Annotated in this window: 10 protein-coding genes; 5 read left to right on the top strand and 5 right to left on the bottom strand. The window is 71.5% G+C overall.

The genetic code is table 11. The features are described from left to right. Nucleotides 1–73 precede the first annotated feature (73 nt). On the top strand, nt 74–877 hold the full coding sequence (gene erm, locus KLK06_RS56340) for an ErmE/ErmH/ErmO/ErmR family 23S rRNA (adenine(2058)-N(6))-methyltransferase (RefSeq protein WP_214644136.1): 804 nt from the start codon (nt 74–76) through the stop codon (nt 875–877). Here the strand turns inward: erm and KLK06_RS56335 are convergent. Beyond that, nucleotides 866–2,257, bottom strand: a complete 1,392-nt coding sequence (locus tag KLK06_RS56335; RefSeq protein ID WP_214644135.1) for a hypothetical protein — start codon at nt 2,255–2,257, stop codon at nt 866–868. The genes erm and KLK06_RS56335 overlap by 12 nt on opposite strands. A 117-nt stretch (nt 2,258–2,374) precedes the next feature. Between KLK06_RS56335 and KLK06_RS56330 the strand changes: the two genes are divergently transcribed. Next, the gene (locus KLK06_RS56330; RefSeq protein ID WP_214644134.1) at nt 2,375–3,958 is read left to right on the top strand and encodes a molybdopterin-dependent oxidoreductase; all 1,584 of its coding nucleotides are present in this window, start codon (nt 2,375–2,377) and stop codon (nt 3,956–3,958) included. Nucleotides 3,959–3,961: 3 nt separating this feature from the next. Here the strand turns inward: KLK06_RS56330 and KLK06_RS56325 are convergent, their stop codons facing one another. From KLK06_RS56325 to KLK06_RS56315, 3 genes are all read right to left on the bottom strand, one after another. Continuing rightward, nucleotides 3,962–5,614 carry a carbohydrate binding domain-containing protein gene (locus KLK06_RS56325; protein ID WP_214644133.1) on the bottom strand — a complete coding sequence of 551 codons (1,653 nt, stop codon included), beginning with the start codon at nt 5,612–5,614 and terminating at the stop codon, nt 3,962–3,964. Nucleotides 5,615–5,716: 102 nt separating this feature from the next. Then, on the bottom strand, nt 5,717–7,402 hold the full coding sequence (locus tag KLK06_RS56320; RefSeq protein ID WP_214644132.1) for a fibronectin type III domain-containing protein: 1,686 nt from the start codon (nt 7,400–7,402) through the stop codon (nt 5,717–5,719). 391 nt (nt 7,403–7,793) lie between these two features. After that, nucleotides 7,794–9,626, bottom strand: a complete 1,833-nt coding sequence (locus KLK06_RS56315; protein WP_214644131.1) for a M14 family zinc carboxypeptidase — start codon at nt 9,624–9,626, stop codon at nt 7,794–7,796. A gap of 192 nt (nt 9,627–9,818) precedes the next feature. Here KLK06_RS56315 and KLK06_RS56310 point away from each other — a divergent pair, with 192 nt between their 5' ends. From KLK06_RS56310 to KLK06_RS56300, 3 genes are read left to right on the top strand one after another with little or no spacing between them, the layout of a single operon-like run. Next, entirely contained in the window at nt 9,819–10,730 is a 912-nt protein-coding gene (locus KLK06_RS56310; protein ID WP_214644130.1) for an ATP-binding cassette domain-containing protein, read from the top strand. Continuing rightward, nucleotides 10,727–11,479, top strand: a complete 753-nt coding sequence (locus tag KLK06_RS56305) for an ABC transporter permease (protein ID WP_214644129.1) — start codon at nt 10,727–10,729, stop codon at nt 11,477–11,479. The genes KLK06_RS56310 and KLK06_RS56305 overlap by 4 nt, the downstream gene beginning before the upstream one ends. Beyond that, nucleotides 11,476–13,059 (top strand): CocE/NonD family hydrolase, encoded by a 1,584-nt coding sequence (locus tag KLK06_RS56300; protein WP_214644128.1) that lies wholly within the window; start codon nt 11,476–11,478, stop codon nt 13,057–13,059. Before KLK06_RS56305 ends, KLK06_RS56300 begins: the two co-directional genes overlap by 4 nt. On the opposite strand, the gene KLK06_RS56295 is transcribed toward KLK06_RS56300, so the two are convergent. Further along, nucleotides 13,032–16,397 carry a BTAD domain-containing putative transcriptional regulator gene (locus KLK06_RS56295; RefSeq protein WP_214644127.1) on the bottom strand — a complete coding sequence of 1,122 codons (3,366 nt, stop codon included), beginning with the start codon at nt 16,395–16,397 and terminating at the stop codon, nt 13,032–13,034. The two genes, KLK06_RS56300 and KLK06_RS56295, sit on opposite strands and share 28 nt — an antisense overlap. Between the last annotated feature and the right edge of the window lie 66 nt (nt 16,398–16,463).

Raw genomic sequence — 16,463 nt, 5'->3', positions numbered from 1 at the left:
TTAGGCGGCCGCGAGCGCGCCCAGGGCCCTTCGAGAGCTCCATTCATCTCGAGGACCCGAAAGGGCAGCAGCTGTGGCGCAGCATTTCGCGCACGGAAACCACACAAGAACCAACGGCGGACGCACGCCCAGAGACCGGGCCAGGCGTGCCCTGTCGCAGAATTTCCTGGTCGACCGGCAGGCCGTCGAGCTGGTGGTCAAAGCGGCCGCCCCCGACGGGCTCGTGCTCGAACCCGGCTCGGGCGAGGGCGTGCTGACCTGGGCGCTGGCGGCGGCCGGAGCCCGGGTGATCGGTTACGAGATCGACCCGCGGCTGGCCGGCCGCCTGGCGGCGCGGACCCGCGACGATCCCCGGATCGACGTGGTCAGGGCCGACTTCACGACCGCGCGGGCGCCGCGGGGGCCGTTCGCGGTCGTCGGCAACATCCCCTACTCGGTCACGTCGGCGATCGTCGGCTGGTGCCTCCGGGCGCCGGGCCTGACGTCGGCGACACTGCTCACGCAACGGGAGTACGCCCGCAAGCGTTCGGGCGACTACGGCCGCTGGAGCCTGGTGACGGTGGAGTCGTGGCCGTGGTTCCGCTGGCGGCTGGGCGACCGGGTCGGCAGGGAGAGCTTCCGGCCGGTCCCGTCGGTTGACTCGGCGATCCTGCGGATCGAGCGGCGGGCCACGCCGCTGGTCGGGGCGGGCCGCGGCTACCAGGAGCTGGTCGAGCTGGGGTTCGGTGGGGTGGGCGGCTCGGTGCGCGCCTCGCTCAGACGCCGCTATGAGGGGGTGGACGCGGCCGTCGCCGCGGCGGGCATCGCCCGCGACGCGGTGGTGGGCCACGTCCATCCCGACCAGTGGATCACGTTGTGGGAGCGGCTATGCCGCTGACGTGACCGCGGCCTTCCCCACCGGCTCGACCGGCGGGGCGAGCACCTGGGGCGCCGGGGAACGGCGGCCCCAGGGCATCGCCATGAGCAGGATCGGCAGCAGCACGATCGACGCTCTCGACCAGTCGGCGTGCAGCAGCCACCAGGTGTTCACGTCGAACTGGGTCATGTACAGGTAGCCGTACGCCGCCCACAACGAGACCCCGATGATCGCCGGCCAGGCGAACCTCGTGGGCCTGGCGATCAGGAACGGCATGAACCACAGGAGGTACTGGGCGCCCAGCCGCGGCGTGACGACCATGAAGATCAGCAGAATGGCCATGGTCATGTCGATCGGGTCGGCCCGCCGCCAGATCAGCACGGCCGCGACGACGCAGGCGTAGATCAGGTAGGTGCCGAATGTGGCCAGGTCTGGCCTCAGCTCCCAGTTGCCACCGGTGAAGGGCGGTGTCCAGCCCCACTCGCCGACGATCGGCCGGATGGCCTGGATGGTCTTGATGACCTCGGGGATCTGCTTGAGCGACGTGCCCGCGAAGACCGGCAGCGTGACCAGGAAGAACACCGGCAGCGCGCCGGTCATGAACAGCGCGGCGACCCTGGCCCGCAGGTTGGGCAGCAGGAGCAGCATGCCGGGGATCAGCCAGATCGGCCAGCTCTTCGCACACAGCGCCAGGCCCATCAGCAGGCCGGCCAGCGCGCCCCGCCTCAGGTCCACGCGGTCGGCCGGGCCGGGCAGCAGGGCGCGGTGGAGCATGCCGCCGGGGCCCACGATCCGGCGCAGCGACGCCCGCCAGCCGTAGGCCGCGACGCCGCGGCGCACCTTGGCCACCACCCGGGTCGTGACGCCGGTCCGCTCGGGTGCGCCGGGACCGCGCGCCACCACGAAGGCGGCCACGCCGAAGACCAGCGCCACCGGCTCGACCTGGCCATGGATGCAGGCGACGAGCAGGGCGAGCGGGTTGAGCGCGTACTGCAGGGCGCGCAGCGACGCCTTCGGGCCGCCGGCCAGCTTGGCGACCAGCGGGATCAGCACGATGTCGGCGACCACGGTGACCAGGCGCCCGGCGTAGACCCACGGGATGCCCAGCCACAGCAGGATCCCGTAGACGTAGGGGATGGTCGGCAGGAAGTGCCAGCCACCCTCGCTGGCCAGGACCGGGTCCTGGCCGTTCAGCACCGCCTGGCCGGCCGGCTGGAAGCTCTCCATGAAGTCGACGGGCTGCCAAGCGTCGTTGGCGGCGGTGAACATCAGGAGCACCCGCACGGCAACGCCCACGAGGACGGACACCAGCAGCGGAGGCCGCCAGTCACGCCACTGGGCGATGAGAGCGAGCAGGACACCTGCGACGAGGATGGTCCCCGTGAGAACTGCGTATTCCATGGCGGCTTCTAGCCTGCCGTACTCATCTGAGTACTTCCACCAGGGGTTCCGATTCTTATCCCTGACATGGCGGGTCGTAACGCGATAGAACATGACCCTCTGTGCTGAACTTTTTGCATGGGGGGATCGCAGGTCAACCAGGCTCTGGTAAGGCTCTATTTCGAGGTGAAAGGCGGGCTCCGTGACCCGGTTGCCGCCTGGGCGAAACTCACAGGAAATTCGCAGCTCTACCAGCAGGCCAGGGGCGGCAGACGGGTACCGCTCGACGACGGTACCGCGGCCGAGCTGACCGCCGCGGCGATCGTGCACACGGCCGCCGAGCACGGCGCGGACCGGGTGGCCGCGCTGTCCACCTCGCCGCTCGCCGGGCTGGTCGCCGGCCTCGGCGGCGCGGTGCTGACCGAGCAGTCCAGCGTGCCGGACCAGTTGCTCGGCCACGGGTTCCCCGGGACGCTGCCGGAGGACTGGCCGCACGCGGCGTACGTGCTGCTGTGGGGAGAGAACAACAGGCTCGTCCGCACGCCCGGCACGCCCTTGGTGATCGCCGGGCGCTACAAAGGGCAGAAGGTCGTGGCGATCGGGCCGCACCCGACACGCCTGTCGGACGAGACCCTGGTCGTCCGGCCGGGCACCGACGGCGCGCTGGCCATGGCCATGGGGCATGTGCTGCTCAAGGAGTTCTTCCTGGACCGGGCGGCGTTCGCCGGGCACGCCATGGAGCGTACGGACCTGCCGTTCCTGGTCCGGCTGCGCGAACACGGCGACGCCTTCGTGGCCGGCGGGCTGGTCGGGCGGCCGGCCGAGGGACTGAGCGTGTACGGCGGCGACTCGGTGGAGGTGCTGCTGCCGCGCTTCGATGACGGGCCGGGGCTGCTGCGGCGCGGGGTGCCGGTGGTCAGCGACGGCGACGAGCTGGCGACGACCGTGTTCGACCTGCTGCTGGCGGTGTACGGGGTGGCCCGCGACGGGCTGCCCGGCCAGTGGCCCGGCGGTTATGACGATCGCGGTGAGCCGTACACGCCTGCCTGGCAGGAGACGTACACGGGGGTGGCCGCCTCTCGCACGCTGAAGATCGCGCGGGAGCTGGGGGTGACGGCGGAGAAGACCGGCGGGCGGTGCATGATCGTGCCGGGGCGGCTGGAGACCAACCACGCGGACACCGCCTACCGGGCCATGCTGGCGCTGCTCGTGCTGACCGGCTGCGGTAGCGGGTGGGCGCAGGCCGGGGCGGGGTCGGCCGTCCCGCTGGTGCCGTACCTGTGCCTGCACGCCTGCGGCGAGGACGGCACGGACGTGGGGGCGCTGAGCTGGCCGCTGGCCGCGGGGCTGTTCGACCGGCGGTCGTCGCGGTCGGTGCTGCTCGAAGCGGTGCGCGACGGGTTGCCGATGGCGCCGTCGCCGCGCGTGCTGGCCATCCCGCGGCCGATCTATCCGCTCCCGCCCGAGGTGGAGCTGCTCATCGGGCCCGACGACCGGTGCGACCTGGCGCCGCCCGACGCCCACCTGGTGGCGGACGCGGTGGCCAAGCTGACCGTCGACTACGTGGAGCCCGCTGCGCCGGATCCGGCGGCGGTTCTCATCGGGGGGCGGATGCGGCTGCTGGTCGATCACGCGTGGATGCACGAGTACGGGGAGGCCCTGCCGACGTATCGCCCGCCGGGGCTGGGCCTCCCCGTGAAGCCGACTCAACTCGTGCGTTGAGCCTTATCCGGTGAATCCCTTGAAGATGCCGGTGAACTCGTACGCCGACTGAGCGATCCCGCTGCACGTCGGCGAGACGCTGCCGTTGGGGCAGCCGCCGTTGTCCCGGCCCATCGACCAGAAGCCGACGAAACCGATGTGGTTGGTGTTGGCCCAGTCACGCAGCTTGCGGGCGTCGGCCTGGGTGGTGGTCTGGCCCGTGTCGTTCTTGCCGATCATCGGGGTGACGCCGAGCAGGCGCTTGATCTGAGCGTCGGTCTTCGACGGCCACACGCCCTTCATCTGGCCGATCGTCGCCTGGGCGGCTGAGACCATCGCGTCGCCCCAGTTGCCGGTGTAGCCGAAGTCCATGACCATCGGGTTGACGATCACGTTCAGGCCCTTGGCGGCGGCGTCCTGGAGGATCTGCACCGAGAACGGGTCGAGCCCGTAGTCCTGTGCCTGCACGCGCAGCGTGTAGCGCACGACGGTGCCGCGTTCGGTCTGCAACTGCTTCAGCGCGCTGTTGACCTTGTTCACATCGATCGCCGCCTCGACGTCGACGTCCAGTTGGTTCGTGCCGACCGTGTCGAGCACCTTCTTGTAGGCGGCGAGCAGGGTGGCGGTGGTGCCGCAGTTGTGCTCCAGGTACGGGCCTTGGGCGCCGCCGCTCGCGACGACCACCTGGCCGCCCTGGGCCTGGAGCGCCTTGACGTCGTTGATGATCCTGGAGTCGGCCAGCGGGATGACCCCGCCCCAGGCCGGGTTGCAGCCCGTGCTGTCGCCGAGCACGAAAGCCAGCGTGTAGTTCTTCACCCCGGTCGCGGCGGCGGCGCCGGTCAGGGACGGGGTGGTCATGGTGATGTCGACGTAGGGCGCGTAGCGGATGTCGCCGGTGGGCGGCGTGGTGTCGTTGGTGGTCTTCCCGCTGACGGAGGCCGTGTACGCCGAGCAGTTGCCGGCCGCGTCACACGCCCTGACGCGGAACCCGTAGGTCGTGTTGGCGCTGAGCCCGGTGGCCGTGTAGCTGGTGCCGGTGACCGCCGTGGGGGCCGCGTTGTCCCTGGAGACCTCGTAGGCGGCGATGCTGCCGGAGTTGTCGGTGGAGGCGGACCACGTCACGGTCAGGCTGGAGTTGGTGGCGCCGCCGACCGCCGGGCTTCCCGGCACGGTCGGCGCCTGGGTGTCCGGGGTTCCGCCCGGTCCGTCCAGCACCACGTCATCGGCGTAGTAGGCGCCTTGGCCGTACCAGCCGTTGACGTAGACGCTCACGCTCGTCACACCCGCGCCGGTGGTGAACGAGGTTTTCAGCTGCTGCCACTGACTGCCCGGGGCGGCCCACGTGCTGACGTCGATCCCCGAGCCCGTCGCGCCCAGGAAGATGTAGTTGCCCTGCACCCAGGCCGACAACTGGTAGGTCGTGCTGGGCTTGACCGTCACGGTCTGCGCGCATCTGGCGTAGTCGTTGCCCGCCGGAGTGGCCTGCAGGGCCTTCGTGCCGCCGTGAACGGGCTGCGAGACCGCCTGGGCAGCGGCTGTGGTCGAGCAGGTCCAGCTGGTCAGGGCGGATTCGAAGCCCGGATTTGTCAGGATATTGGCGGCTGCGGCGGGGGTGGCGTGGAGGGCGATGAGCCCCAGGGCGATGGCGGCGCTCGCCGCGAGTCCTCGCAGGTTCATGGAGGTCCCCTTCTTGGTGGAAGTGCCGCCCGCGCCGGCTTTGAGCCGCCCGCCGCACCGGCGGCGAGGTTCCGGTGCGGCGGGGCGGTGGGCCAGTCCTGGTTAGAAGCCGGCCGTAATCCTGGTGAAGTCCCAGTCCGACTGGGCGATCCCGCTGCAGTTCGACACGACTCCGCCGCCCGGACATGGCCGGTCGCGGTTGACGGCCCAGTACGCGAGCCTGGTCAGCCCGTTGTTCCTGGCGTAGTCACGGATCTGGGTCCAGGTGGCCGTGGAGGTGAGCTCCTGCTGGTCAGACAGGCCGTTCATGCCCGAGATGCCCATGTGTGCGTACGCCTGGGCGTCCGTCCAGCCGAAGGCCGTCTTGAGGGTGTTCTTGAGCCCCTCGGAGGCGTTGACCGTGCTCTGGTACATGTTCGAGCCGCCGCCGAAGTCGAACGGCATGATCGTGTAGTTGTCGATCGGGACCGCGAGCTCCTTCGAGCGGTTGATCAGGCGGGTGCCCCAGTAGGTGGGGCCGGTGGTCGAGGTGCCGAAGGTGACGACGACCTTGACGTTGGGGTTGTTCTGCTTGACGATCTTGAGGCCGTTCAGGATGCGGTCCTGGACGGCCTCGCTCTCGAACTCGTCGGTGTTCTCGATGTCGAAGTCGACCGCGGCGGGCCCGACGGCGTTGATGACCGTCTGCACCGCGCCGGCGAACGCGGCGGGCGTCGAGCAGTTGGGGCCGAGCTTGTTGCCCGACCAGCCGCCGAACGAGACCTGCACGCTGCCGCCGGCCGACTTGATGGCCGAGATGGCCTGCGCGTCGGCGCCGCCGGTCAGGGGACGGCTACCGTCCCAGGCCGCGTTGCAGCCGCCGCTGGACAGGATGAACGCCATCGTGAACGACTTGACGCCGGTCGCGCTCATCACCGAGGCGGGCGCGGGCGGGTTGCCCCAGCCCATGTAGAGGTACGGCGCGCCGGGCAGTCTGGCGCCGGTCGTGCAGCCGGTGGTCGTCCCGGTGACCGCGGCGCTGGAGGCCGACTCGCCTACCGAGTTGTACGCCCTGACGGTGTAGGTGTGCGAGGTGCAGGCGCCCAGGGAGCCGATGGTGGCCGACGTCCCGGTGACCGTGGCCCTGACCGTGCTGCCCTCGTACACGCGGTAGCCGGTGACCGTGCCCGACGACGCGCCCCACGACAGGGAGAGCGAGCTGCTGGTGGACGCGCTGACGCTCGGCGAGCCCGGCTGGCCGGGGGCGCCGGTGCCGGCCGAGGTGGTCGCGGTGACGGAGTTGCCGGCGGCCGAGAGGTTGCCGGCGGCGTCACGGGCGCGGACCGTGTAGGTGTAGCTGGTCGAGGCGGCGAGCCCGCCGTCGGTGTACGTGGTGCCGGTGGCCGTCGTCACCAGCGTCGAGCCGCGATAGACGTTGTAGCCGGTGACGCCCACGTTGTCGGTGGAGGCGTCCCAGGCCAGCGAGACGCTGCTGGAGGTGGCGCCGGTCGAGCGCAGGTTGCCGGGCACCGAGGGCGCGGTGGTGTCGGTGCCGCCGCCGGAGACGACCTTCCACAGGGCGGGCACCGCCGGCGGTGTCCAGTCGGGCTGGGAGGTGTGGGCCTGGATGCACTCGTAGTCGACGCCGTTGTAGGTGACGCGGGTGCCCACGGTGTAGGCCGTCCATGCCGTCCACGCGGGGTAGGCGAAGGCCACCGACCCGTAGGCGCTGGGCATGGCGGTGGTGAGCCCGGCGCCCATCATGGCCAGGGCGGCGAGTAAGGCGAGGAACATGCGGCGAAATCTCATGGCATTCCCTGGTGGTGCGGCTTGGCGGGTCATGTCCTTGTGTCGTGCCGTACGGCTTGCGCCGGGGGGTGAGAGCGCAAGCCGTACGGCATGGGCCCGCGGAGGTGTGACGGGCCGCTGGGGGGTGGCAGCAGGGGTTTGCTCGGTCAGTCAGAACGAGAGGGGAACAGCCACGCCGGACGGTCGTTCCCACGGCCCCGGAACACGTCGCGAATGACGGGCCAGAGCGGACGATGGGGGCGGCGACCGGGACATGGCTTCCTGATTCAAGATTTCTTTTAGGAAAGTTTCCTAAGAGTTGACGCGATCGTAGCCTTGACACCCGGGTCTAACAAGACCCAAAACGGCGGAGCGCCGAAACTCGGCGCTCCGCCGTAATGACCCGGAAAAATCAGTTCTGCTGGGTGATGCGGACGTCGTCGACGCCCGCTTCGACCAGGGACGCGCCGGAGGCGTCGGTGGCCTCGACGAGGATGCGCACCGTCTGCCCCGCGTACGCGTTCAGGCCGGCCGTGGCCGTGGCCCAGGCCCCGTCGCGGTTGGCCGCCGCGCCGGTCTGCTGGAAGACGGTCGTCGTGGTGTCGCCGACCACGCTGACCCGGAAGGAGTCGGCGCTGGAGGCGTTCGAGCCGTGCGCCAGGTACCACGACAGCGAGAGGTTGAGTGTGCCGGTGGACGGCAGCGTGATGGGCGGCGACTGGATCGACGTGGTGCCGCCGTCTATGTCGAAGTCACCGGCGGCGGTGCCCGCGAGACGGCCCGTCACCAGGCAGTTGGTGCCGCTGACCGTGGTGCCGAGCTGCTTGGTTCCCGAGGAGGTGGTGGCCTCCGGATCACCGCGCTCCCACGCGCCGGTGGTGGCCGTGTCGGCGGTGCTCGGGTTGGCGGCCCAGCCGGTGTCGGTCTCGAAGGTGTCGGAGTAGACGGTCACGGGCGGGGTGCCGGTGCCGCAGTACGTGGACTGCTTGCCGATGATCCGGTAGACGCAGTCGGAGTACTCCAGGAAGCGGAGCACCGCCTCCCTGTTGCGGGTGGTCTGCGGCACGATCTGCTCGTCCGGCGGGTAGAAGCCCGGGCTGGAGCCCCTGGGGTACATCTCGAAGGTGAAGCTGAAGATCTTGTAGACGCCCCACAGCCAGTCGTCGATGGTGCCGTCGGTGATGTAGAGGTCGCTGGCCTGCTCGGGGGTGTAGCTGTTGGTGGCGGCCATGTTCCGGCCGAGCGCGGCGAACGCGTCGTGGTCGTCCTGGGTCATGCCGGTCGCCGTGTCGTTGAAGGTGAAGCCGTAGGGCCACAGGACGAGCTCGGAGTAGGTGTGGAAGTCGATGTTCGACTTGATCTGCTGCACGCCGCCGACGACCCGGCCGCGGACGAAGTTGGCCGTGCTCCTGACCTCGGGTGCCGACTCGGCCGAGGCGCCGCGGTAGGTCTCGCTGGAGGCCGAGCCGGAGGAGCCGCCGCAGCAGCCGAAGTTGTAGGCCCAGTTGCGGTTCAGGTCGGTCCCGACGGCCGAGGAGCCGCTGTTCGGCTGGCGGTTCTTGCGCCAGGAGCGGTAGCTGCCGGTGGCGATGTCGTACTCGCCGCCGTCCGGGTTCAGGTCCGGCATGATCCAGATCTCCCTGGAGTTCACCAGGTTCGTGATCCGGGTGTCGGTGCCGTAGTTGTCCACCAGCAGGTGCATCAGGTAGAGCGCCATCTCCACCGTGAGGTGCTCGCGGGCGTGCTGGTGCGCGGTGAAGAGCACTTCCGGCTCGGCCTCGTCGGTCGCGACGTTGTCACTGATCTTGACCACACGCAGCGCCCTGCCCTGGTACGACGTGCCGTACGTGGAGACGGTCGCGATGCTCGGATGGGCGGCGACGAGCGCGTTGATGTCGGTGTTCATCTCCGCGTAGTTGTGGTAGGCGGAGTCCGCGGACGGGAAGTCAAAGGGCCCGACGCCGCCGGACGGGGATAACGGGCGCGGCACCTCCGCTACCCGGTAGCCGAGGTTCCTGATCGCGTCCACCTCGGCTGCCGTGGCGGTGATCAGGACCGAGTCCTTGGTCACCTCGTCGATCGCGGCGCCGGTCGCCGCGACGGCACTGCGTTGCTGGGCGTTCGCCGGTCCCTCCACGCGATACTGCCGGTTCGGCGACGGCTCGGCGGCGGCCCCGGCTCCGGTCATGCCGGTCAGGCAGACCAGGCCGAGGACGGCTAGCAGGATGACAAAACGGCGTTTCACCTCGTCCTCCTCGAGCGCGTGGGCTAGTTGTTGACACGCGCCTGAACTGAGGGTGAGGACGTTGTGGTGGTTGGGAAAGGCCCAACTTTCCGGCCGTCCAGTGGGCCCGTTTCCTGCCGGCTCCAGAGCCTGACAGGTAGGTGACAGGTTACTGCCAGGCCCTTACCAGGGCTTCTCGACACGCTGAGCGGCATGAGTTACGCGATCGAAGCGGAAGGGCTCGTCAAGAGGTACGGCGAAACGGCCGCGCTCGACGGGATCGACCTGCGGGTGCGGACCGGGACCGTGCTGGGCGTGCTGGGCCCCAACGGCGCGGGCAAGACCACCGCGGTACGGATCCTGGCCACGCTGGTGGCCCCCGACGCGGGCCGGGCCCTCGTGGGCGGGTTCGATGTGACCCGCCAGGCCGGGAGGGTGCGCGAGCTGATCGGCCTGACCGGCCAGTACGCCTCGGTGGACGAGAAGCTGACCGGCACCCAGAACCTGCTGCTGATGGGCCGCCTGCTCGGCCTGAGCCGGTCCGAGGCGCGGGCCAGGGCCGCGGCGCTGCTGTCCAGATTCGGGCTGACGGACGCCGCCGACCGCCTCGCCGGCGGCTACTCGGGTGGCATGCGCCGCCGTCTCGACCTGGCCGTGAGCCTGGTGAGCGGGCCGCGGATCCTCTTCCTCGACGAGCCGACCACCGGCCTGGACCCGCACGCCCGCGGCGAGCTGTGGGACGCGGTCAGGGAGCTGGTGGCCGACGGGGTGACCGTGCTGCTGACCACCCAGTACCTGGAGGAGGCCGACCAGCTCGCCGACGACCTGCTGGTGATAGACGCCGGCCGGACGGCGGCGAGCGGGAGCCCCGGTGAGCTGAAGTCCCGGGCCGGCGGGCATCGGCTCGACGTCAGGCCGCTGCTGGCCGCCGATGTGGAGAAGGCCGAGTCCATCCTGCGTACCCGGGCCGAGGGCGGCCTGTTGAGCATCCCCATCCATGACCTGTCGGTGCCGCCCGCCCTGCTGAGGGCGCTCGACGACGCGGGCATCGTGCTCGCCGAGCACGCCCTGCGGCTGCCCTCGCTCGATGACGTCTTCCGTACCTTGACCGGAGCCGAGAAATGATCTCCCAGAGCCTGACGCTGGCCTGGCGCAGCCTGATCCCGTTGAAGAACAGCCCCGGCCAGCTCATCGGCATGCTGCTGCAGCCGGTTTTCATGATCGTGGTCTTCGTCTACCTGTTCGGCGGGGCGGCGGGCGGTGACCGGGACGGCGCGGTGCTGTACATGCTGCCCGGTGTGCTCGTCCAGGTGGCGTTGATGGCGACGATCGGCACCGGCATGAACCTGGCCACCGACATCGGCAACGGGGTGTTCGACCGGTTCAGGACCATGCCGATCGCCAGGTCCGCGCCCTTGGCCGGGCGGGTGCTGGCGGACCTGCTGACGCTGCTGGTCACGATCATCATGTCGCTGATCGTGGGGTACGCCGTGGGGTTCCGCGTACGCACCGATCCGCTGAGCGCGCTGGCCGGGGTCGGCCTGGTGCTGCTGTTCGCGATGGCGCTGAGCTGGGGATCGGCCTGGATCGGGCTCATCGCCAAGTCCGTCACGTCCATGCAGGGCATCTCGACGGCGGTGCTGCTCCCGCTGACGCTGGGCAGCAGCGCCTTCATCCCCGCGACGGACCTGCCCGGCTGGCTGACCTGGTGGATGGGCGTCAACCCGGTCTCGCACCTGGCGGGGGCGATCCGCGGCCTCATGGTCGGCGGCCTGCGGGCCGCGGACCTGTGGATCACGTTCGGCTGGACCGCCGCCCTGCTCGCCGTCTTCACCCCGCTCGCGCTGCGGGCCTACAACAGGAGAGTTCGATGATCAAGTCCACCGAGACCATGACCACCCGTGACGGCGTCACGCTCGTCGCCACGCTCTGGCGGCCCGCCGGGCCCGGTCCCTTTCCGGTGCTGCTGTCCCGCACGCCGTACGGCAGGGCGGATCAGGGGCCCGGCCTGCACCTGGACCTGCCCCGGCTGGTGGCCGCCGGATACGCGGTCGTCGTCCAGGACGTACGCGGGACCGGTGACTCGAACGGCGCGTTCCGGTTCATCGCCGGGGAGGCCGCCGACGGCTATGACGCGGTGCGGTGGGCGGCCACGCGAGCCTGGTCGGACGGGAACGTCGGCATGTTCGGCGACTCCTACCTGGGCATCACCCAGCTCCTGGCCGCGCAGGAGCGCCCGGAGGGCCTGCGGGCCATCGCGCCGCACGTGGCGCCCGCGGGACTGCACGAGGTGGTGTACAGCTCGGGCGTGCCCAACCTCAACATCGTGCTGACCGTCAGCGTGTTCGTGCTCGCGGTCAACGAGCTGGAGCGCCGCGTCAACCGTGGTACGGCGCGGGAGTCCGACAAGGACGCCTATATGGCGGCGCTGGGCTTCCCCGACCGGTTCGCCGAGACCATGCAGCGGCTGGCCGAGCGGCTGCCGCTCAGCGACCAGCCGCTCCTGACCGACCTCGCCCCCTTCTACGCCGGCTGGATGGACCACCCCGACCCGGCGGCGGAGGTGTGGCGGGACGGCGTCGTCCACCACGACAGGATCGAGGTGCCCGCGCTGGTGGGCACCGGCTGGTACGACTACTTCCGTGACGCCTCCATCGGCCACTACCAGCACCTGCGCGGCGGATCCCGGCTCGTCGTCGGCCCGTGGGCGCACTACACGCAGGACGGCGACGTGGGCGGGCGGGACTACGGGGAGCAGGCGAGCCAGGACGCGATCGACTGGACCGGCCTGCACCTGGACTGGTTCGGCCAGTGGCTGCGCGGCGAGCCGGCGGCCGGCCGGGCCAGGGTGACGTACTTCCTGATGGGCGCCGACGAGTGGCGCACCGCGGCGGACTGGCCGCCGCCCGCCGCCCGGCGCGTGGCCTACCATCTGGGCCCGGACGGCACGCTCGGCACCCTCCCGGCGGGCGGCGGGGGCGGCGGGTTCGTCTGCGACCCCGACCACCCGTTGCCCACGGTGGGCGGCGCGGTGATGATGTTCGACGCGTTCGGGCCGCTCGACCAGCGCCCGCTGGACGACCGCGACGACGTGCTGCGCTACCGGAGCGAGCCGATCGACGGCGCGCTGGAGGTGACCGGGGCCGCCGAGCTGGTCGTGCTCGTGTCGTCCACCGCGACCGGCACCGACGTCGCCGCCAAGCTGATCGACGTGCACCCCGACGGCCGCGCCGAGCTGCTGACCGACGCCATCACCCGGGTGACGGACCTGGTGCCGGACGAGGTGCGCGAGGTCAAGGTGGAGCTGGGCGCGATCTCGAACCTCTTCCGCCCGGGGCACCGGATCCGGATCGACGTGGCGGGCTCGAACTTCCCCAGGTTCGGCCGGAACCCCGAGAAGGGCACGACCACGATCCACGACCCGTCCTACGTGATGCTGCCGATCATCTCGTAGACCTCCTGCCTGGTCATGGCCGCGCCCTCGCCGTGCAGGTGGTCGTAGCGCGAGTCGCCCAGCGCGGCCTTGGCCGACACAGTCCCCGCGACGGTGTCGGCCGAGCTGTCGGGCGGCTCGACCGCCGCCGACGCGCCGAACAGGACCGCCGCGCGTTCCGGGGCGCCGCCCGCCAGCTCGGCCAGCGCGCAGCCGGCCAGCACCACCGACAGGTACGGCAGATCGGGCGTGGGCCCGAGCAGGCCGAGCGCCTGACGGTGCTGTTCGAGCCCGGCCTCGGGGTCACCGCTCGCCGTCAGCGCCCTGCCGTAGCCGGTCCGGACCGCGACCGCGAGCTGCGGGATCGGCGGGGCCTCGGTCAGCAGCTCGAACAGGCCGCGATAGGCGGTCAGGCTCTCCTCGACGTCACCGAGCCGGTAGGCCAGCGCCGCCTCCCCCAGGCCGAGCTGGATGAGGGTGAACGCCGAGATCTCCTCGTTGGCGCCGACCAGGGCACCGGCCCGGTCGGGAGCCCGACCGAGGGTTCGGCCTGTGGCTCCGTCAGCGGCCCGGCCGGCGGTGCGGCCCGTGGCTCCCTCGGTGATTCCGCCGGGCGCCCCGCCGGCGGCTCGATCGGAGGTTCCGTCGGCGGGTCGGCCGGTCGTGACTCCGTGCCGGGCCCGGGCCAGGTCGGCGGCGGCGCCGTCGAGGTCGCCGCTCTGCGCGCGGAGCGTCGCCATCCGCGTCAGCGTCGAGATCGCCTCCTCCGAGCTCACCCACTTGGTGGTGAGCGACTGGGTCTCGGCGATCAGATCGTCTGTGGGCGCGCCGCGCGCGGCACGCAGCGCGGCCAGGCCCAGCAGCGACTCGCTCAGCCCCCACCGTTCGCCCAGCTTCCTGAACCCGGCCACTGCCTGTTCGAGCCCCTCCTCGGTCCGGCCAGGGCCGCCGATCATCCTGGCCGAGCTGGCCAGCCAGAGATCGTCGCTCGCGGCGTACCGATCGAGCAGTGCGACGGCGTGCTCGTCCCGCCCGGCCGCGCCCGCCATGACGGCCCGGCTGATCAGCAGCAGCGGGTGGACAGGGCCTTCCCGTTCCGCCGCCCCGATCAGCCCGTCCATCTGCACCGACAGCGCCTCCATCGCCGGCCGATCGCTGACGATCGCGGCGAACCGGTCCACCCCGTCCGCGAACAGGCAGGCCGTGTACGCCCGCACCAGGCCCTCCGGCGGGGTGTCGCCCACCAGGTCGAGCACCTGCCGCGCCCAGGCCGCGCTCTCGCGCCGGTAGCCGCACATCCACCAGTACCAGGTGAGCGCCGAACAGAGCCGCAGCGCGAACTCCACGTCACGCTCGTCGAGCGCCCACCGCAGCGCCACCGAGTAACCGTCGCGCTCGGCGGAGAGCCGCTCGATCCACTCGATCTGCGCGCCGGTCCGCAGCTCGGGAACCGCCCGTTCGGCGAGGTCGAGCAGGTGTACGACATGACGCCGCCGGTACGTGTCCACCTCCCCCGCCTCGGCCAGCCGGTCGGAGGCGTACGCGCGGATCGTCTCCAGCATCGAATAGCGGCCTTCCGGCGACACCTGGACCAGCGACTTGTCGGCCAGCGCGCCCAGGACGTCGGCGGTGCCGCCGCACACGGCCTCGACGGACTCGAGCGTGGCGCCGCCCGCGAAGACCGCGAACCTGCGGGCCAGCTCGCGTTCGGGCTCGTCGAGCAGGTCCCAGCTCCACTCCACCACCGCCCTGAGCGTCTGCTGGCGGGGCAACGCCGTACGGCTGCCGCCCGTCAGCAGCCTGAAGCGATCGTCGATGCGGTCGGCGAGCTGCCCCGGCGTCATCGTGCGCAGCCGGGCCGCGGCCAGCTCGATGGCCAGCGGCATGCCGTCCAGCCTGCGGCACAGGGCCACCACGGCGGCGACGTTCCCCTCGTCGAGGGCGAACGCGGGCCGGGCCGCGGTGGCGCGGTCGAGCAGCAGTCGTACCGACGGGAATTCGGCCGCCCGCGCCGCGTCCACCCCCGTCGGGGGCGGCTCCAGCGGCGGGATGGGCACCAGCCGCTCCCCCGGCACGCCGAGCGGCTCGCGGCCGGTGGCCAGCACGTGCACGCCGGGGCAGCCGGTGAGCAGGTCGTCGGCCAGGCGCGCGGCGGCGTCGACGAGGTGCTCGCAGTTGTCCAGCACGATCAGCACCCGGCGCTCGCCCAGGGCCTCGACCACCTGCTGAAGCGGTCCGGGCCCTTGGTGAGGGGTGCCGGGGACGGGATCCTTGCGTGAGTAGCCGGGACGGTCGTCGCGCAGGCCGAGGGCGTCGAGCACCGCGCCGGTAACGGCGGCCGGGTCGGTGACGGGGGCCAGCTCGACCATCCACGTGCCGTCGAACCGCGCGCCCATGCGCAGGGCCCCCTCGCCGGCCAGCCTGGTCTTGCCCGCGCCACCCGGGCCGACGATCGTGACCATCCGGGCGTGGCCGAGGACGGCGGTCAGCAGGTCCAGCTCGTCCTCCCGGCCGATGAACGTGGTGAGCGGGACCCGGACGTTGCCCTTGGGGAGGTCGCGCCGCTTGGGGGCGGCCTGCCGTACGGGAACGTCGCCTGACACGACGGCCAGGTGCGCGGCGCGCAGTTCGGGCCCCGGGTCGACGCCGAGCTCGTCGGCGAGCGTCCCTCGGGTGCGCTCGAACAGGGCCAGCGCGTCGGCCTGGCGCCCGGCGGCGGCGAGCCCGCGCATCTCCAGCGCGCACAGCCGCTCCCGGAGAGGGTGCGCGGTCACCTCCGCGCCCAGATCGGCGGGCTGCCCGGCCGCCAGCCGCGCCTCGGCCCGAGCCTCGACGGCGGCCAGCCGATCCTCCTCGAGCCCCGCCGCCACATTCGCCAGGTACGGCACGGCCCCGAGATCGGCGAGCGCCGGCCCACGCCAGAGCGCGAGCGCCTCATCGAGCTTCGCCGCGCCGGTCGAGCGCGCATCCTGCGGAGAGCGCGCGTCCTGGGCAGAGCGTGCGTCCTGGGCGGAGCGTGCGTCCTGAGGTGAGCTCGTGGCTCGGGTCAGGTGGCGGAAGCGCAGCGCGTCGACCTGGGCGGGGTCGATGGCCAGCAGGTAGCCGCCCGGCCGGCTCCGCACGATCTCGTACGGCCGGAGCGCCACGCGTAACCGCCTGACCAGCGTCTGCAGCGCGTTGGCGGCGTTGGCCGGCGGCTCGTCCGGCCACAGCGCGTCGATGAGCCGCTCCGAGGTGACGGTCCGGCCGGCCTCGAGGGCGAGGACCGCCAGGAGCGCCCGCACCAGGAAACCACCGACCGCGACCGGCTCCGCGTCGGCCGTCGCCACTTCCAGCGTCCCAAGGATGGAAATCCGCACGAGACCCATCCTGCCGCGTCCCGCCGGGTGAACGCTCAAGCGGGACGGCTCGCGCGACCACCCCTA

The sequence above is a fragment of the Nonomuraea sp. NEAU-A123 genome (assembly GCF_018603905.1).
In the GTDB taxonomy this organism is placed as follows: Bacteria; Actinomycetota; Actinomycetes; order Streptosporangiales; family Streptosporangiaceae; genus Nonomuraea.
The sequence above is the reverse complement of the archived record's forward strand: the minus strand, read 5'-3'. Positions and strand labels throughout refer to the sequence as shown.